7 protein-coding genes are annotated in these 21,356 nt (G+C 29.7%); 5 read left to right on the forward strand and 2 right to left on the reverse strand.

Annotated elements, in window-relative coordinates:
- Positions 1-29 precede the first annotated feature (29 nt).
- On the reverse strand, positions 30-14,396 hold the full coding sequence (locus ACSH40_RS01350; protein ID WP_438341764.1) for an SGNH/GDSL hydrolase family protein: 14,367 nt from the start codon (positions 14,394-14,396) through the stop codon (positions 30-32).
- Between the two features lie 19 nt (positions 14,397-14,415).
- Positions 14,416-15,852, reverse strand: coding sequence for a potassium transporter TrkG (locus tag ACSH40_RS01355; protein WP_438341765.1), 1,437 nt, complete (start codon positions 15,850-15,852; stop codon positions 14,416-14,418).
- 565 nt (positions 15,853-16,417) lie between these two features.
- Between ACSH40_RS01355 and ACSH40_RS01360 the strand changes: the two genes are divergently transcribed.
- From ACSH40_RS01360 to ACSH40_RS01380, 5 genes are all read left to right on the forward strand, one after another.
- Positions 16,418-17,110 (forward strand): potassium channel family protein, encoded by a 693-nt coding sequence (locus ACSH40_RS01360; protein ID WP_438341766.1) that lies wholly within the window; start codon positions 16,418-16,420, stop codon positions 17,108-17,110.
- A gap of 101 nt (positions 17,111-17,211) precedes the next feature.
- Positions 17,212-19,863, forward strand: coding sequence for an isoleucine--tRNA ligase (ileS, locus tag ACSH40_RS01365; protein ID WP_438341767.1), 2,652 nt, complete (start codon positions 17,212-17,214; stop codon positions 19,861-19,863).
- Positions 19,856-20,473, forward strand: coding sequence for a signal peptidase II (locus tag ACSH40_RS01370; protein WP_438341768.1), 618 nt, complete (start codon positions 19,856-19,858; stop codon positions 20,471-20,473). The genes ileS and ACSH40_RS01370 overlap by 8 nt, the downstream gene beginning before the upstream one ends.
- A gap of 15 nt (positions 20,474-20,488) precedes the next feature.
- Positions 20,489-21,052, forward strand: coding sequence for an elongation factor P (gene efp, locus ACSH40_RS01375; protein WP_438341769.1), 564 nt, complete (start codon positions 20,489-20,491; stop codon positions 21,050-21,052).
- The gene (locus ACSH40_RS01380) at positions 21,030-21,353 is read left to right on the forward strand and encodes an MMB_0454 family protein (protein ID WP_438341770.1); all 324 of its coding nucleotides are present in this window, start codon (positions 21,030-21,032) and stop codon (positions 21,351-21,353) included. The genes efp and ACSH40_RS01380 overlap by 23 nt, the downstream gene beginning before the upstream one ends.
- Positions 21,354-21,356 lie beyond the last annotated feature (3 nt).

Genomic DNA, 21,356 nt, shown 5'->3' on the forward strand with positions numbered 1-21,356 from the left:
TTGCTCTTCTTGTTATATTGAAAATATTATTAGTATTGTCCTTTTTCGATTTGATTCATACCTGAGAACCCATTTATTGAAACTTTTCCTGAATTATTCATTGAGATGGCTCACCCACCGTCTTTTATGGTTTTAAGAACGTATTCTTTTTTAGTTATATGTGGACGACCATCACCATAAGCATCAAAGTTGATATAAAGACTTGTTGCTTTTGGATCTCCTGCTTTAAATCCAGAAGTCATCAAAATGTGGAATATAGAATCCGGACTGTAATTATTTTCGTCAGCATATTTGTAAACGTATTTAAAATCAGATCAGCTTCATATTTTATCAGATATGTAATATTGATTTAATTCATCTCTTATTCATCTGTATTTTAAAGCGGTATCTTTGTTTCCTTTAAAGTAAGCTCCTAAAAACTTATTTAGTGAAAAAGATGAAGCATAGTCTTCTTGTAATGCTCAGAATATTGCAATGTCTGATGTAAACATTCCAATAACTCCTTTTTCTCTATCATCAACATAAGTTTCACGATAATACATATTAAATACTGCGTAATTTACCAATGTAAATATTCTATAAACAGCTTTGTATTCTTCATATTGACGACGTTTTTTGAAATCTTTATAATTATCAGGAACTTTTGCATTAGTCCAGGCAACTGCCAATAATTCATATGTTTTAGAAAGGAAACTTACGATATCTCCCGGACTTGGTACTCAGTAGTCTTTATTTTCACCTTCAGGAACATTTGCTGTACCAGATTTGGCAGTTAGTTTTCCGATTACTTCAAAAAATGAGCTTCCAGTAATTTTATCGATATCTTTCTTACTTGTTCTTTTTGAAGGATCTGGATCCATATTTAAGTTTCTTAAACCATTATATAGTGGAGAATCTTCAAAATTTGATTTTCCGATAAATAAGTTAATAAGTTTAACCATCATTGTTGGACCTATTGGTCAGTTATCAGTTCTTCCCATCAAACTATTAAGAATAGTAATATCATCAATTGGTATTCTAGAAATTACTTTATTCATAGCACTGGTAATGAATTCTGTTGGTTTAAAGATATTGAAATTTAGGGCTTCTTTTTGTAATCATCAGAATGAACGATTTAGAATTTTATTTTCAAATCAGTTAGTATTAATGATTTGAGGCAACACTCTTTGGATAAATGTACTGAATGTAGTAATGTCATCATCGGTAGTATTATCAAGTTTCATAACTTTAAATACCGCTTTACTAAAAATTCTTCGGTTTTCTTCTTTGCCAATGAAAGTTAGAAGAGTGTCTTTAATGAAGGTTTTAACTGGCGTTTGTTCGTGTTTAATTAATAGGCTTAAAACCTTTTGTAGACTTTGTTCATCACCTGATGTATATTCTTTTCAAGTTTTTAGATCACTTGTGAAGAAATCGCTTAATAATTGGCGAACAAATCTACTGATACTATCATATGTTGAAATGTCTTTAACAAGTTTGTTAACTTCTTTTTCTTGCTCTTCATCAGTAATTCCTAACAAGTAAGCAATATTAATGTTGGAAATAGCATTGCGTGCTAGACGAATAAATGCATCAGAAATAATTTGTGCTTTGAGTCTAGGAATTGTTTCATTATTTGGGTTAGGAATTGAGTTGTTAAATACTCGTAGCAAGTTAAGAACAATACCTTCAAGTTTTTCACGTTTCTTTTGTTCTAATTCTGGATCCTGTTCAGTTGAAGGAACGTCTTGAGTATCACTTGTTGCTCCTTCGCTTGCTTTCGCTTCCTGTTCTGTTATCTTTTTAACAATTTGCATAATGAAATCTAAGAAGTTGGCAAGTTTATCTGTTTGAGTACTTACAGCTTCATCTTGTTGTTTGCTATCAGCAAAATCAATTGATTCATCAGGAATCATAGTATTAATTACATATTCAGGTAATTCACTAGTGATAATTGCATTTCAATCAATATTAGTGATGATTTTTACTAATAGTTTGTCAAAAATCTTACTGTCTAGTACCATTCCATCAAGAATATCTAAATCTTTCAGTTGTTCCATTGCATCAGAAATCAATCTCTTAGCAAAGTTTTGTTTTGCTAGTTTTGATAATAATGCTTCAATGTAGTATCTGAATTGAATTACATTTTCGTTGCCAACTGTTAAACCTATTTTGTATTTATTATTGATGTAATTAAATAAGTCTAGTGAGAATTCTTGTGTATTTGATTCTTTTGAAAATGCTGCGTCTAAACCTTTGATCAATATATTTTTTAGATCTTCAATGTTTAGGGAGATGAATTGTTTTACAAAATTGTTTAAATCTTCAGCATTTTGATACTCGTCTAATTTATTTGACAAGTATTTTTGTACTATTCCCTGCAACAATGCATCAACTTCCTCATTGTTAACAGCAGTTGACAGAATGTGTTGCACTGTTGGATCTGAAATGAAATCGGAATTGATTTTTACTAAGTTTTTATCTGTTTCAATGCCTAATTCATATCTAATGAATTGCGATACAAAGTCAGAAGATCAACGAGAAATTTGTTCATTTGTTGAACCATTCAAACTTTTTAGAACGACCAAAATGGCATTCATAATTTTATTCGATTTTTGTTTTGCTTGTTCTTCAGATTGACTATCCGATTCTAAACTTGACTCAGGATTTGATGTTTCTGAAGAGTCTGTGCCATTGCTATCTGTGATTTGTTTAATTGCTTCTAGACTCTTAGATCTAATTAATTTGTAAACAGTCATCAAGTCTTTTGCTGAATGTTCTGAATTAATCATAGAGTTAATTAGTAATTTTGTGTTCTTTTCAGTGACATATTCACTTAGATCAAGATCTTTAAACACTTCTTTAACTGCACTAACAATTCCTGCTTTATTAAATTGTGAATCCTTAATAAAGTCAACATCTTGCAGTTTGTCTAGTATTTTCGTTAAGGCTGTTGTGTAAACATCTGTGCCTTTGATAAAGGTGAATAAACTTTCCAAAACATTTCTAGTTGCTTGTTTTTGGTCATCAGTTAATTGCTCTACACCAACATATTTAGCAAGTACTTCAATAAGAATTTCTTTTAATGAAGACTTGATATTTTCATCTGAAAGAACTGAATTGATAAAGTTTTCAATTCCTACTACTACATCACCTTTAGCAAGTTTAATGAATGTTTTAATTACTTCATTGGCATTTTGAGCTGGCGTTAAATCATAACTTTTATCTAAGAATTTGAAAATCAATGATGTTAAAAGACTGGTATTCATTGACTCAAGATCTGTTGGTTTTTGATTTTCTAAAATTGCCAATAACAAGTTTTTAATGTTAGTTTCTTGTGATGAATAATCTTTTAATGTATCTTTTAAGTCTAAATTACTAATCTCAAATTTAGCAATGTTATACATTACATTAGCAACTGCACTTTTTAGTTTTACATTATCTTGTTCAATAACTCCATTTAAGGTTTTAATGATGTTTGTTGCAAGTGATGCTAGATCAATTTTTTGACTATTTTCGGTATCTAGTTCAGTGTCTTGATTTTCTGAATCAGTATTTTTATCAGTATTTGAGTGTTCTTGAGTGTTGTTTGATGAAGATTGTTTGTTATCAATAGTTCTTGCTCATTTATAAACATTTAAGATGTCGTCTTGCGCTTGATCGATATCGTTTTCAGTGTCAAAAATAGCATTAATTACTGCTTTTAGACTTGGCTGATCTAACAATTCACTAATTGCTTGACTTGAGCTAAAAATATTGTTTATTGCCCTAATGAATTCATCTTTAACTTTTCAATTTAAGGCAAAAATATCATTTTCACTCAAGACTGTTGAAATCTTATTAAATATTACGTTGTATGCAGGAACACTAGCAACTGTTTTTAGAATTCTTTGTGCTAATCTTTCAAAACTTTCTCTTTGGTCTTCAACAAAATCGTGTTTTGTTACTTTTTGTGCAACATCTGCTAACGATTTAGCGACTAAATTGTTTACTACATCATCTTGCAATAGAGATGCTACTTTCTCTTTTAGATATGTAATCACTCTTTGTGCATTTGCTCTTATTACAGCATTAGCAAATTCTTCAATACTTTGTTTTTCTTCATATTTGTGAGTTGAAGCAAAATCTTTAATTAAATCTTTTACTAGGCTAATCAAATCATCTTGATTTAAAACTTTTTGACGTAATTGCTCGATCAAGTCTTTCTGATTTTGACTTAGATTTGCATATTCTGGCAAATCTTTTAATTGTTTGTTAACAAATTCGTTAGCAATTTTGTTAATTAATTTTGATATTTTTGAAATTATGATTGCATTGTTTTCATATTCTTCAGGAAGTGATCCATGAAGTGCCTTAGCAATAACTAAACTTCAATTTAAGCTCGGAACTGATAAGTGGAATTTATTATCAACAGTTTCCTGACTTTCAGTGTTAGCTTCCTGTGAAGAGTTTTCATTTTTGTATTTAATTACCTTAAATGCATAGTCATAAACTTGCACTAAGTCATCTAATTCTTGCTCATTAGCAGTTAATCCAAGTACTTTTTCAAGTAATTTTTGAATATTTTGTGCGCTAAGGATGGTTTTTAGATACTCTTCATTTATTACGTCGTTAACAAACTCTTGAACCAGGTTAGTGTTTCAAGCGGAATTTGTAATAATGCTATCTTTTGTTGCTAGGAATGATTTAGCTTTATTTAAAACTAAGTCATAGATTTGTTGTTCACTAATAAAATCGATTAGTCTATTTGCTAGGTTAGTTAATGCTTGTAAATCTTGTTCGTTTGCTTGTTTATCAAAAGAAGTATTAATTGCTTCAGTAATAACTTGTGATAGTTTTTGTTTGATGTCTTCGCTTGCTAAACTTTGTGCTATGACTGAAGATAGTGAATCAATGATAGCTTCTTTATTTAAGTTATATGCCTTGTTAACTATTGCATCGAAATCTTCTAATTGTTCATAGTTTTCAGAAGCAATTAAGTTAGCAACAGCATTCGCAAGAGTTTGGTTTAGTTTTGGATTTTCAATTGCTACATCTTTTAGTGAAGCAATTAGTGATTTTTGTGCTTGGCTAAGAGTGTTGTTGTTTTCATTATCTAAGAATTCAACTAAGTGTTTATTAGCTATTTTTAGCGCTAAAAGCACAACTTTTTGACTGATTTGTTCACTATTATCTGAAACTGAATTTGAAAGAAGTTTTACGACTTTAACAACATAATCTTTTCAGGTTAATTGTTCTTGTGTTTGACCTTGACTGGCTTGTGAATTCCCATCAACTGGTTGACTGATTTCAGCATCTGTAGATTTTGATTCTTGTTGTTTTGAAGTTAATAACTCTTTTAAGTTTGGATAAACAATTTCGTAAAGTTTAAATAATTGTTCAACATCGTGATTTTGTGCATCAGCTGAGTCAAAAATTGTGTTTGCAACAACATTGATATCTTGTTTTGCAGTATTTTTAACCACGAAATCAAAAGTTAAGAATTCTTTTTTCAATTCTTCAACAAGAGTGTTGTTCAACTCTAGTGAAGCTGTTAACAAGTCATTAGCTTCAGTGATTGAAGCAAATTTTTCAAATGCCTTTTGGAACAAGGTAGTTGTTGAAACTTTAGCTAGTAAACGGCTTAGAAGTGGAGTTGCATTAAGCTCAAAATCACTAATTTTTTCAGTTTCAATTTTTAATTCTTTTTCAACTAGTTTTAAGACAACTTGAATTATCGACTCTTTAACATCATTGTCACTTAAACGATTAGTAATTTCGCTTTTTAGTGAAGTCGTTACAGTTTGTACGTTAGCCTTAACTAGTGAATTAACGAAGTCTGCTACTGAAGTTTTAGTCTTGTACTTGTCGCTAGCAAGATAATCTTTTAGAACTGATTTTAGTCCATTATCGACATTTTCAGAAACTAATAGTTTTGTTTCTAGAACATTAAATAGATTTTGTTGTTCGGTTGTCAAGTTTTTAAATGTCGCAGTTTCTTTAAACTCGTTATCTAAATAATCTTGACTAATTAATTTAGCTAAATCTAAAAGATTATTGATGATTACTTCTTGATTTGCATAATCATTTGGCATTGAGTTATGGAAAGCTTGTAAGACTAGTAAGCTTCAATCTATTTGTGGCAACTCTATTTTGAATTGATTGCTATCTGTTTCGTTAGTATTTTCTGGTTGTGAATCAGTATTTGCTTCTTGCGGGTTATTTGCTTTATCTTTAACAACTTTAAGAGCGTAACGATAGACTTGAACTAAATCATTTAGCTCATCTTTTCCTTGTCCTGTTCCCAAGATTTTTTCAGCTAGTGCTTGAATATTTTTATCAGTTAGTAGACTATTAATGAAATCTTTATCAACTAAAGCGTTAACAACATCTTGAACAATTTGTTTGTTTCAAGTTCCATCACTAATGATTGTTTCATTTGCATTTAGAACTTGAGTGGCTTTTTCAATAATTGGATTTAACACAGAATTTTGGTTTGCAAAATCAAGCAGTTTTTGCACCACATTAATCATTGCTTGTTTATCTTGCTCTGAAGCTAAGTTATTTAGATTTGTATTGATTAAATCGACAATTATTTTAGCTAAATTAGTCTTTAAATTTTCATTTTGCATTAAATCAGAAATTAAGTTTTCTAGCATTGGAGCTAATTGTTCTTTATTTAAGGCAAAAGCTTTATTAACTATGGCATCAAAAGTAGTTAAATCATCATAGTCATTTTGACTAATTAATTGTTGAATTGCACTTGTTAAAAATTCATTGAATTTAGTATTTGCAAAACTGTTTTCAATAACTTGTTTGATTAAGTCTTTTTGTTCTTGAGTTAGATTTTGACTCTTATCTACTAAATCATTTAATTGTTCGCTTGCAATATTTAGTCCCAATAAAACAACTTTTTTGCTAATGATATCAGCGTTTTCATCCACTGAATTATTTAGCATTTTAACAGTTTTAACGACTCAGTCTTTTCAGTCTAAAGTCTGTTTATCTTGACTATCTTCAGAACCTTGTGAACCTTCGTTTTGTTGCGATTTATTGATTAATTTAACAATTTCTGGATATAGAATTTTGTAAAGTTTTGCTAGTTGTTTAACATCATTATCTTCTTTGTCATTAACGTCAAAAATGATGTTTGCTAAAACTTTGACATCACCTTTAGAAGCATTGTCAAATACAAAATTGATTGAACCAAAAAGTTTTTTGAATGCTTCAACAAATTCTTGATTAATTGCAAGTTCTGGAGTTAGTAAATCTTTTGCATCGAAAATTTCTTTTGATTTTTCGAATACTTTAGCATACAAGTCACTAGAACTTAGTTTAGCAATTAGACGCGAAACTAAAGGTGCAGCATTTTGTTCAAATGTTGCTTTATCTTCTTCTTTAATTTCTAATTTCTTTTCAATTAAGTGAAGAAGCACATCATTTAAAGGCTGTGCAATTTCATTATCACCTAGTAATGAAGAAATTTCATTTTTTACATAATCTAGAACTACTTGACTATTGTTTTTAACAAAATCATTTACAATATCAGCAACAGTCTCTTCATTTTGATATTTATCTGTTGATAAATAGTCAGATAAAACAGTTTTTAGAGTGTTTTGAAGATTTGAAGAATTTAAAACTTTTGCTTTAACTTTTTGCAATAAGTCTTTTTGTTCTTGAGTTAATGATGTGTAAAAATCTAATTTTGTTAAATCATTGTCTAGATAATCAGCAGCAACTTTAGTTAATAAAGTTACTAGTTTGTTAACTAAAACATCTTTTTTGTCAAAACTATCAGGTAGCGAGTTACTAAATGCTTTGATTATTACTTTTGCCCAATTGATTTCAGGGATTGAAATAGTGTTTTTGCCTGTTGTTTGTTGTGAATCTGTTTGAGTATTTTGATCACTAGTTTGTGAAGATTTGTTTTGGTCTTTTACAACTTTTAATACGTAATGATAGATATTTACTAAATCATCTAATTCAGTGTCATTTTCTTCAGTTCCCAATACTTTTTGTAATAAAGATTGTACATTTTCAGTATTAAAGACTGAAGTTAAAAATTCTTCATTCAATAATCCATTGATAACGGATTGGAAAACATCTGTATTCAATTTGCCATCAGCCATTAAATTATTTTGGTTTTCAAGAACTGTTTGAACTCGTTTGCTAATAGTATCAATTATGTCTTGTAAAGACACAAATTCAAGAAGTTTTTGCACTAAATTTTGTAAAGCGTTTTTTTCTTGTTTGCTTGCTAAATTGTTAAGTTTTTCATTAATTGTGGAAGCAATGATTTTAGCCAGTTTTGCTTTATTATCTGGTTGTGAAATGAAGTCTTTTGCAACTGAACTAATTGCCGAAATGAAATCATTTTTGTTTAGTTCAAATGCTTTATTAACTAAAGCATCAAAAGTTTCAATTCCTTGATAGTCAGGACTAGAAATTACATTGTAAATTGTTTTTTCTAGAAGCGAAATAATTTGTTTATTTTCTAAAGCTTGTTTTTCAAAATCATTGATTAATTGTTTTATGTCTTCTGAAAGATCTAGCTTATTGATTTGATTTTTGATTTTGTTATCAGCTAGTTTTAGACCTAATTTGACTAGTTTGTGGGCTATTATTTCACCATTGTGATTTACTGAATTATTTGCTAATTTAGCTATTTTTACAACTAGTGATTTTCAGTCTAAAGAAGTTACATTTGTGTCCCTTTGAACATTTTCTTGTTTATCTTCACTAGAAGCTTCTTTATTTTTAGTGTTTAGAGAATCAATAACAATTACCAATAATTGATAAATTGATTCAACATCTTGATCTTCAGTGTCAGTCGAAACAAATAAAGCATTTAGAATCTTATCAACGTCTGGTTTCGATGTTGAATCAAATACAAAATCAACATTTAATAATTGTTGTTTGATAAGTTTTACTAATTCTTGATTAATCTCAGTTAGGCTAGTTAATAAATCGTTTTTAGTTAAAATTTCACTTATTTTTGCGAATGCATTGTTGTAAAGTTCAGTTGAAGGAATAACAGAAAGTAATCTTTTAGCAACTTGTTCAAAGTATTGTTTTCAAGTCGCTTGTTGTTCATCATTTAGTTTTAATTCTTTGATTATTAATTCGTTTACTAAATCTATTCAAGCTTGTTGATTTTGTTCTGTAGTTAAACTTTGTGATAATGATTTTTTGACTAAATTAATGACCTTGTCAACATTGTCTTTTACTAATTGATTAACAAAATCTTTTGTTGATGTTACATTTTCGTAACGATTTGAAGCAATAACACTTGTAACAAATGAGCTTACTAGTTCGTTAAAATCTGGATCACTAACGAAATTAATGCTTAATTGCTTAATTAATGTAATTTGATCTTCAGTTAAAGCATCTTTAATTTGTTTGATGTCAAATAAGTTATTTTCAACAAAATCTTTAATAGCAAAAGTTATAAACGAAGTCAAATTAGTTTTAATTTGTTCGTTTTCGAAGTTTACAGAATTAATAATTTTCTTGATAATTCCAATGTATGGATCTGTGTTTTGACTGCTTTGTTGTTGTTTTTCATCACTTGCTTCTTGATTTTGTGATTGTTCGTTAGTTTTTTCGCTTAACACTAAATCCAGAACCGGTTTTTTGATTGCCAGTCAAATTCTAGTTAAACGAGCTACATTTTCGTTAGTGAAAAGAGCATTAACTAGCAAGTTAATGTCGTGTTTATTTAATAATGTTTCAACTGTTAAGCCTTCGAATAAATTAGCTCAGGTAATTGAATTTAAATCATTAATATCTTTTTGATCTAGTTTATTGAAATTATCAAGTACTTGATTTTTTAAACTTTGGTAAACATCTAATGTATTAGCCTTAGAAATAACTTGCGAAAGAATTTCTTTGATATCGGTAGTTACTTCTTTGTTTAATGAGTCGATTTTTAACTCTTTTTTCATCAAATCAGTGATTTTGTCAATAACAAAATCTCTAATTACTCAAACATTGTTAATTTTTTGAACTAGTGAATCGATGTATGATGAAAGTTCTTCTCTGTTCTTGTTAACAAAGATAGTAATTAAATTAGCAAAGTTGTTAGCTTTGTTGACTTCTGAATTGTTAGCAGTTAAAGTTTGACTTAAAGCATCCTTTAGAATAGTCTTAGTTTGACTATCTTGTGCTAGTAAGTTTCAAATTTCCTGACTTTTTTGTTCGTCAATAGTTAGTAGAGAAGCGATTTTTTGAACAAAAAAGTCTTTAATTGAGTCATTATTTGAAAGTTTATCAACTAAACTATCCAAGTGATTTCTAGTGTCTTGACTATATTGCGAAGCAGTTAATTTTTTGTTAAATGCTTTAATTACTTTAAATATTGTTTCGCCATTGATTTGAATGTTAACTTCAACATTATCTGTGATTCCACTATTAACTTCAGCATTAGTTTCAGAATTCTTGTTTTCTTTCGGCACTAAAAGTTTGGCCACAGTATCGAAGTTATTGTCTAATACACGAACAATGGTGTTAATTTCTTTATCAGTTAGAAGATCAAGCAATTTATCAATGTTATCAATCAAAATAGTGTTAATTACACTTTTTACATTCAATAAATTACTTAAATTTGTATTTTGAAGTGAAACAACTAAATCATCACTTAGATTAATTGAGTTCAATAATTTGTCAAAAATACTTTTAGCTGTTGAACGAACGAAATCTTTTTGAGTAAGTTCAGCAAAAACTTTTTCAAGTAGTTTTTTGATAGTGTCAAAATCACTTTGTGTAGCTTGAATGTGTTGTTTTAAGTAATTTACAATGAAATCAGCTACTGATGAAGCAATGCTTTGAGTATTTTCAGAATCATTTAGTAAAGTACTTAAAACATTGTTTAATAGTTTATCAATTGCTTCAGTGATTTTGACTGTTGCATAGTCTTTGTATCAATTGTGTGGACTAGCTTGTGCTCTTTTGATTGATTCTTCATTGAATAAAGAAGCAAAAATTTGTTCAAGTGCTTCTTTGACTAATGTGTCAAATTTTTCTTCGACTACATAACCTAAACGGTTCATGATGTTTTGCAATTGTTGTCTTAAACTATCTTCTAGTTGTAATGAACTTAGATCGATATTTTTGATCAAACTAATTAATTTGTCTTTAAGTTTTAAATTATCGAATACAACATTGTAGAATTTAGGGCTTTGCACGATTGGTTGCAATGCTAATAGTCATTTGTCTAATTTAACATTAACAAAATCGTTGTTGTTATTATCTTTTGCAAAAATTACACCAAAAAACTTGTTAATTAGTTCGATTGTATTAACTTTGAAAATACTATTAATGTTTTTAGCGAGTTCTTCAAAAAAGTCAGCTGGAGTTTTGTTTTGAATTTCAGTTTGTGTTACTTTTTGAATTAATTCTTTAAATAAAACAGTATTTGGTAAATTTTGAAGAACAGCTGCAATATTTTGTTGCAACAAGGTTTTTTGTTGTCCTGATAATTCAATGTCAAAATAAACTTCTAAAGCGTTATAGAAAAGATCTAAACCTTTTTGTTTTGATTGTGAGTCCTGGTTAATTACTTCTGCTAGAGCTGAAAGTACTTTTTCTGGTTTCAATAAATCGATATTTTTTACTAAGTTAGCCAGAATTTCTTCAAATGTAGCACCTTTGAATTTAGCGACATTATCAATAAAATTATTGAAAATTTCTACTAATGCATCACTAAATTTAGAACTGCTAAAAATATCGTTTAATAACGCTGAAACTCATTCATTTATTGCTTCTCTTAGTCCACCTTGATTTAGATAACGTAAATTAAGTCCGTTAACTAGGTTGTTTTTATCTAAGAAGGCATAAACTTTATTAACTAAATTCCCTTGTGCATAGGCACTTAAAAATTGTGGAATTAAGTCAGATCTTAAAACGTTTGATTCAACTAATAATTTGAAAATATCTTTTAGGATTTGTTTTAGATTTTCATTAGTTACTAGCTGTTCATTATTAATCAAGATTACTGCTAATTTTTTGATTTCTTCGACACTAATTTGACTTTGTCCTAAGTCAGTGAATGAAATATCAGTAATCAAGTTACTGTTAACGAATGATTCAAGAATATCTTTTAGACCTGCTGCATATTTTTCATCATTACCTATTTGGTTAATAAAATCTAAAATAACTTCAGCATTTTCATTACCTTTATATGGTTTTAAAATTGCACCATAAATGCTTTGAAGCATAAAGTTTTTGAAGTTAAAGTTGTTGTTTTCAATGCTTTTTATAAAGTTAGAAATGATTAAATCTAGCATTCCATCTAAATATGGTTTGCTTGGAATAACTTTTAAACTTTGAACTGCAAAGTGGGCAATATTGGCCTTTTGTTCATCACTATATTTTGTTGCAAAAGTATTTTCTAATTGATTAATTACAACGTTTGAAACATACTTTTCAAATGAACTATTGTTAGCTAAAAAGTCGATAAGTGTAGCAATAACTTTACGAATCTCTGCGCCGTGGTGCTCGTAAACTTTGCTTAATAAGTCGGTCATTGAGTATGAAGAAGCAAAATAAAAATCATAATTATCAATAAAATCATCTAAAACTGCTGAAGCCGCAGAAGAAATAGAATTATTGATTTTTTCATCATTTAAAATTGCATTAACAACATCTTTGTGATCTTTATCGATTAGTTCTAAGACAATTTTGCTTGTTAATAAATCTTTAACGATTGCATTTTGTAATGATTTGAAGTAATTTTTATCTTCCTCATTTTTAACTACATCAGACTTGTAAATCGATTTTAAGGTTGCAAAAATTAGTGGCAAATTGAAAATGTTTTTTTCAAAAACGTTTTGAATTTCATTAACTGAAATGTTTTCAATTTGTTTTTCACTGATTAATTTGTCTAAATCAGCTTGTAAATTAGCAAAAAGCTTATCGATATATTTTGATTCAACAAATGCATCAATTAATTTTGGCATAAATGAAGATTGCTTGTTGTCGGCAATCAACTTAGCAAAAAATGCTTTAATATTTGGCATTTGATCATAGTCAACACCAATATTTTTAAACATTCGTTTTAGTAAAGATTCAAAATTTTCTTTTTCAAATAATAAGGCCGAATCGCTAGTTCAGAATTTAATTAATTTTCCATAATCAACAACTGGATTTTTTAATAAGAAATTGTAAATTGCTTTGTTATAAACAGTTTGTTCAAAGTCGTATCTAACATCGATAGAATCGGTGTTTTGCACTCCTGAAGCACTCAATTTCAACACAATTCTTTTTAGTTCTATATTGCTTTTGGCAAATTTTAGACTTTGTTTAAAACTGTTTGCATCACTATCTAGATAATTTTTATCAGCTACTATTTGACCGTTTTCTTCATCTTGAGTTAGTGACATTTTCAAGAAGATATCTTGTGCCATTTTTTTGTATCCAGCAATATCTGGGTGAATGTCAAAAATATTACTTGATAACAAGTTAGCGTTTTTTAGTCAGTAAATTTTGTCAAAAGTATTGATGTATTGAACATTAGTATTAGCTGCTGTTTGTTTAATTGCACCATTTAAGATATCTAATGCTTTTTCAGTCAAATCAGTAGTTAAAAGACTGAATTTTTTATCAATAAGTGGTGAAAGTCTTAAAAAAGGCATTGGATAAGAAATTAAATTAATTCTTAAATCCGGATTGATTGCTTTAAGTTTGGTAATTAATTTTGTGTAATTTTCAATGATGTTTTGGCTTGTTTGTTGAGCTTGTGAAATAAAATCATCATAATATTTTTTGATTAATTCAGAATTATTTGTTTCATCAAAACTTAACGTTGAAAGAATACTGAATAAGTCAACTTGGTTAATGAAATCATTTGCCCCAAGTGAAATAGTCATCAAATTAGCATTCTTAATTTGTTGCTGTAAAATACCAAACTCATTGTTAGCTTGTTCAAAATTATTGAATAAATATTGCAATCTTTTTTGTCCTTGGATAGTGATTGGATTATTGCTGTCACTATCAATATTTAAGTCAAATTTCAAGTTCGAAGTAGCTTTTTGCTTTTCATTTTCGCTTGCAGATTGTGGGTCTAAAAGATATAGTCAATCCGTGATTGTTGTTCCTGACAAACCGAAATTATAAAAGCTTTCAAGGCGATTAGGATTGGTTTCACGAATTGCATTGGCAATAAAAGAAGAATAAGACATTCCTTGTACTTCGTTGTTTTCACTATCGTAATATCCACCTTGATCAAATCCTAGTTTAACATTAAAACCAGCTGCAATAGAGTCTCCTAAAGCAGCGTATTTGATATTTCCACTAATAGCATAACTATTTTCCACTACTGGTGGTTTAGGTTCTTCTTTTGAGTTTTTCTTTGTCAATAAAATCGATGTAGGAATTGTTGCTCCTAATAGTGCTAAAAGCCCTAATGAAGCAGCAACAGCAATTTTTCTTTTCTTTTGCATACTAATCTCCTATTCCAAGTTATCCAATTGAAATATCCTCATAAATGTATTGAATTCTTGAACTATAGTGTTTTTGTCTTCCTCATATTAGAATTGTTGAACTAATTCCAATCCGTCCAATAAACATCAATAGAATCAGTGTTATTTTTGAATAAATATTAAGGTTGGCTGATAGTCCAGTTGATATTCCGGAGCTACCGAAAGCTGATAAAGTTTCAAAAAATACTAAAACGAAATTAAATTTCTTTTGTGAACCGTCATAATCTTTTCATGATTCATTTGTTAGTCCGTTTGCTGAAGTTGTGACTACTAACATACCAATAAATACTAAAACTAACCCGATTACAAAAACATTAATTGCTTTGATAAGGGTTTCTTTTCCGATCTGACGTCGGAAAGTAACAATATTTTTTCTTCCCCGAATAACACTAAAAATACTCAAAAATAGTATTGCAATAGTGATATTACTTACCCCTCCGGCTGTTGATGAAGGAGCAAACCCAATAAACATTAAAATTCCGTGTAAAACTAAGGTTGGTTGGGTCAAAACATAAAAATCAATAGTTGAAAATCCAGCGCTCCGAGTTGCCATTGTATTGAAGAAAATAGCTAGGCTTTTGTTAGCTGTTGAACCATATTGTTCTTGTTTTCAGAATGCCATGCGACTGGATGCCGTTGTTTCTAAAGCAAAAGTCAAGGCAATAGCAACTACTGAAATGATTAATCATGTTGTGATATTCAGTTTTGTAAATAAAGTGATACGGTAACGCTTTTTGGTGGCTAGTGATTCTAATTTACGATAGATGTCATAAATAGTAGGAAAACCAACTCCCCCAATAATGAATAAAATTAGTAAAATGATTTGAATTCCGTATCCTGTGTAATAAACTTGTAAAGATTTACCACCTAAAATGTCTAATCCAGCATTATTAACTGCACTGATTGAGTGAAAAACAGCATACCGTAGCGACATTTCGATATTACCCTTAGGGTCGAACTTACCACTTACTATCGGATCAAAACTACTTACTCGATCAAATTTATGATGTGCTTTTCAGTCTTGTACTCAAGCTTTATCATCATAAAAACCATCATTTGAAAAGTAAAAATATAAAAATAAAACAATCGAACTAATGATAATTGTGATAAATAAGGTGGTCACACTAACTTTAACTAGTCTTTTTGTATCACCAATGACGGCCGTTCCTCTTTCAAATTGAGTTAGAGAGACATCATGGTTAGTACTTTTTCATCCAAAGTGTCTTATTACCAAGTTGAAGAAATAAAGCTTCAAGGTAAAAAAACCAAAACCTCCAATTAATATGCCAATTGCAATTATCGCTTGACCTAGGGCATTGAAATGTTCACTAATATTAACAGAACTTAGCCCGGTATCGCTAAATGCACTAGCGGCTAAAAATAAAGCATCACTATAAGAAAAATCTTTTTTTCCCATAGGTTGTCCGTTACTATCAAGATTTCAAGTAATTTTCGAATACAAGAGAAAACTGATAATAAAGGTTATTAATAGGTAAATGAGAAAAATATGTTTGATACTTCCCATTCGCTTAAAGTAGTTAAAGAAATTAAATATCTTTTTGACTACTTTACCTTTGCTGGCTATTTTTTTCATATTGAAAATTTTACTATAAATATCCGAAACTTAGTCTTTTAGTTTATTTACATAGTAAATAAAAAAATATTTTTTAGGTCTTTTCAAGGCAAAAAAAGGCAAAAAAAGGCTAATTTTTAGCTTCGAAACGTATTTTTTAACAAATTATCAGGATTGATAAGCATCAATTATTTATTAATAAATAATTTGAAAGAGGATTTGTGTTTTTTGCCAATTAGGAACAAAAAAATTTTAAGTAAGTATACCAAAAATAAGGATTAAAGGCTTTAAAAAATCTGTTTTTGGACTTTTAAGAAACTAAAATTGTGCTAAATTGCTTAACACAAATTAAAATATTTATAATAGTTAACGTAAAAATTGCAATATTTTGCAAAAAACAGAGGTAAAAATGAAAAAAAATAAGTCAAAAATTGTTGAAATTTGCATCATCGGAATGGGTCGTTATGGACAAAGTGTTGTCCAAAATTTAATTAAAACTTATGATAATAAATTACACCTAACCTTAATTGACGAAAGTGAAAAGAATTTAATTCCTTTCCGGGATGAAGTAAATAAAGTTTTTGTGGCAGATGCGGCCGATCCTAAAGCGCTAATGGCAATGGCAATTAACGACATTGAAACCGTTGTTGTTGCAACTGGAGATAACATTGAAATTGTGGCAGCGTTACAAGAAATTGGAATTAAAAACATCATTGCCAGAGCAAATTCAGTACGTCACTCACGGGTATTAAAGCAAATCGGAGTAAATGTCATTATTAGTCCTGAAGAAGAAGCAGGAATTAAAACTGCTTTAATTGTTGCCAACCAATCGCTAATTTCATACTCGCAAGACTTAGAAGACGCTGGGGATGGCTTTGTGTTTGGTTCAGCCTACATTAAGAACCCAAAACTAGCTAAAAAAACCATTCGTGAACTAGATGTTCGTAGCAAAAATGCATCAATTGTGTTAATAAAACGTGGACTTTCAAGCTTTTTACCTGAAGGGGACTTCGTCATCGAAGAAGGAGATTTAGTTACTGTAATTGCAAAATTGGAAGACATTATCAATATCATTGACTGATTTTCAGAAGTGAAGAGCTAAGAGTGAACCGACTGCTTGTCGGTTTTTCTTTAATATTTTGGTAAAATATTACATAATACGTCAAATTGTAAAAAATGATTGATTTTAAAACGAGGAGCAATATGAAAGATTACAAAGATACGTTGTTAATGCCTGAGACTGATTTCCCAATGAAAGCAGACTTGGCTAACAAAGAAAAAAGTTACCGTTTACAATGAGAACAAGATAAGTTGTATCGTCAAATTTTAGCTAAAAATAAGAGCTTGCCAAGTTTCGTGTTACATGATGGACCACCTTATGCAAATGGCCACATTCACACCGGACACGCAATGAATAAAGTGCTTAAAGACATCATTGTTCGTCAAAAAAATATGGCCGGATTTTATTCTCCTTTTGTTGCTGGTTGAGATACTCACGGTTTACCAATTGAACACAAAATGCTTTCTGAAGCTAAGAAAAATAAAAATGATTTCAGTGTTGTAGAACTAAGAAAAGCTTGTGCCGAATATGCACTAAGCCAAATTGAATTACAAAAAGAAGAATTCAAACAATTATCACTGCTTACAGATTTTGAAACCATTTATAAAACCTTAGATAAAAAAATGGAAGCGGATCAATTGCGTTTATTACAAAAAATGATTAATCGCGGATTAATTTACAAAGATTTAAAGCCAGTTTACTGATCGCCTTCGAGTCAAAGTGCTTTAGCTGAAGCAGAAGTTGAATATGCTGACCATATCTCTCCATCAATGTATGTTGCTTTCAAAATTGTTGAAGGAAATGAAGTCTTAGCCAAAGACGATAACGTTGTAATTTGAACAACTACTCCTTGAACTCTAATTGCCAATAGTGGGGTAGCAGTAAGTAAAGAATTCGATTATGTTAAGGTTAGTGCTAATAATCAAAATTACATTGTTGCAAAAGAGTTGCTTGAGTCTTTAGTCGAAATTTTTAAGTGAGAAAATTATCAAGTTTTAGACACATTTAAAGGACAAAAACTTTTAGATGCTAAGTACCTTTCGCCAGTGAATGACTTAGTTTGTCCAATTGTTGAAGGTCACCACGTAACATTGGACGGTGGGACAGGTTTAGTGCATATGGCTCCACTTTTTGGTGAAGATGACTTTTTAATTGGGAAAAAGAACAATTTAGCAATGATTATGCATGTTGAAGACGATGGTTCGTTAAATAATAAAGCAGGTCAATTTGCTAACTTATTCTATGATGATGCTAATCCAAAAGTGGGAGCACTTCTAACAGAAAAAGGTTTACTACTTGCGTTCAAGAAAATTAAACACTCATACCCACACGATTGAAGAACACACTTGCCAATAATGTACCGTGCAACACCACAATGATTCGTATCTTTAAAACCAATCAAAAAAGAAATAATGGATGCTATTCAAAATGTCCAAACTTTCAATGATTGAAGCAAAAAAAGATTGTCACTAATGCTAGAAGCAAGAGAAAGTTGAACTATTTCAAGACAAAGATCTTGAGGAGTCCCAATTACTGTTTTCTATGACAAAAATAAAGAACCAGTATTCAACGATGAAATTATGGATCACATTATTGCGTTGGTTGAAAAACATGGAACAGATATTTGATATGAACTAAGTGCGGATGAATTATTACCAGAAAAATTCCGTAATTTAGGCTACACCAAAGAAAATGACATTATGGACGTTTGATTTGACTCAGGTTCAACTTCAATTGGTCTGGATGTAGAAGGGATTAAGGCACCTTTTGATTTATATCTTGAAGGTAGCGACCAATATCGTGGATGATTTAACTCTAGTCTAATCAACTCAATTGCTTGAAGAGATACAGCACCTTATAAACAATTAGTATCACATGGTTTCTTACTAGATGGTAAGGGTGAGAAAATGTCAAAATCAAAGGGAAATATCATCAAACCTTTGGACATCGTTTCAAAATACGGAGCAGACATTTTAAGACTTTGAGTTGCAAATAGTGAATACACTTCTGATATTTCAATTAATGACAAAATTCTTGACCAAAATGTTGAAATTTACCGTAAATTAAGAAATACATTTAAGTTTATGTTGGGAGCAATTAGTGATTATGAGTTCCACGAAACTAAACTTGAATCAATCCATGTTTTAATCGATGAAAGAAGAAAAAACCTTGAGGCTAAAATTGTTGAAAATTACGAAAATTATCGCTTCATTAACGTAATCAAGGATATCAACAATTTCGTTATTGATCTAAGTTCTTACTATATTTCAATTTCGAAAGATAGTTTATATGCAGATGCTAAAAATAATGCAAATCGTTTACAAATTCAATACAACTTCTACAAAATCATTGAAACATTAATTACTGCCTTGGCGCCAATATTGCCAACTACAACCGAAGAAATTTATAAATATTTCAAACACCAAAATAAAAAATCTTCAGTTCACTTGCTTGACTTTTTCAAAGCTAAATCACTTGATTTTACAATCGAAAATCAATGAAAAGAATTCTTTGAACTAAAGGATGAAGTTTACAGACTAATTGAAAATGCTATTAAAAACCAAGAATTCAAGAGAGTGAATGAAGCTTACGTAACAATTAAAACTGACAGTGAATTTATCAAGTCTTTAGATTTAGTTTCTCTATTGATGGTAGCTAAAGTAGATTTTGCTAACGAAACAAAAGTACAACCATTAAAAGATAGTATCAAGTGTCAGAGATGTTGAAACCATTTTGAATCTAGTGAAATCAAAGATGATTTATGTTCAAGATGTGAGGAGGTCATCAATGCTTAATAATGCTAAAAAATGACTAAAAAAGGCAGCTCATGATATTGCTGCTCACTACAAAAAAATCACTTTTTACACATTTCTTGTAAACACAACTATCTTTTTTGCTGTTTTTGGATTAATGCTGGTTATTGACTTAGCAACTAAATATTCAATCTATAATAAAAACGATGCCACCTTGGCAGTTGACTATGGAAGATTATGAGGCCTAAGACATGTTCTTAATCCTGGAACAACCTTCTTTGGTTCTTCACTTTCATATGGATTTTTACATTTTTTGAGTATCGTAATAGTTTTATTAAGTTATGGTATTACGGTATCAATAACAAACAAAAGAAATTTAGCGATTATTATTGGACTAGCAAGTATTAGTGCTGGTGCAGTAGGAAATATGGCTGACAGAATTAACTACGATGGAGTAAGAGATATCTTTATCGTTCCTTGAGCTAGTCACGGAGTATTCAACTGAGCAGACTTAAGCTTAGTGTGTGGAGCAATTTTCACATCATTATACGTTGTTATTTCAAACATTGTTTTTTGAGTTTTAGACTCTAAAAAGCACCAAAATCAAAACCAATCAGCACACACTAGTGCACAACATCAACAATTAAAATAATCATAAGGAGACAATATGTTAAATGTTAATGAATTTAAACCAGGAATCACATTTGAATTAGATGGTGATATTTATGTTGTTTTAGAATCACAACACTCAAAACAAGGGCGTGGACAAGCAACAGTTAAAGCAAAAGTTAAAAATCTACGTAGCGGTTCAACTACAATCAAATCATTCACCGGTGGAGATAAAGTTAAGCCTGCTAGAATTGAAAAATCTTCAATGGACTATCTATACAGCGATGGAGAAAACATTATTTTGATGGATCAAGAAACTTTCGAGCAAATTGAAATTCCAGTTGCTAAAGTTGAGTGAGAAATGAATTTCTTGAAACCTTCACTAAAAGTTTTAGTACGTAAATATGAAACAGAAGTCTTAGACATTGAATTGCCAGCTAACGTTGAATTGCAAGTTATCTCAGCACCTGAAGCTGTTAAAGGAAACACAGCAAATAACCCACAAAAGAAAGTTATTGTTGAAACTAACTTCGAAGTTGAAACTCCAATGTTCATTAAAGAAGGAGAAACAATTTTAGTATCAACTGAATCAGGTAAATATGTTGGAAGAGCAAACAAATAAAATGAAAGAATGAATTAATGTTAATTCAGGCATGAATGTAACTTATTCAGTTCACATCGATGTACTAAAAAAAGCCATTTGTGAGCAAAAACATGCAAATATTAACATTCTAGATGATTTTCAAATTAGTATTGATAACAACAAAAATAATGTTTCTTTCAAAATTAAATACAAAGTAAAGAAAAATGCTGATTTTGTTTTCGAAACTAAGAATCTAATCTTTTTTGTTGAACAAAAAACATTCAGCTTAATCAATGTTAAACCTATTAATGTTAATTTAGAATATTGCGGAACATATTAATTA

The organism is Mycoplasma sp. 3341, assembly GCF_051549855.1.
In the GTDB taxonomy this organism is placed as follows: domain Bacteria; phylum Bacillota_I; class Bacilli_A; order Mycoplasmatales; family Metamycoplasmataceae; genus Metamycoplasma.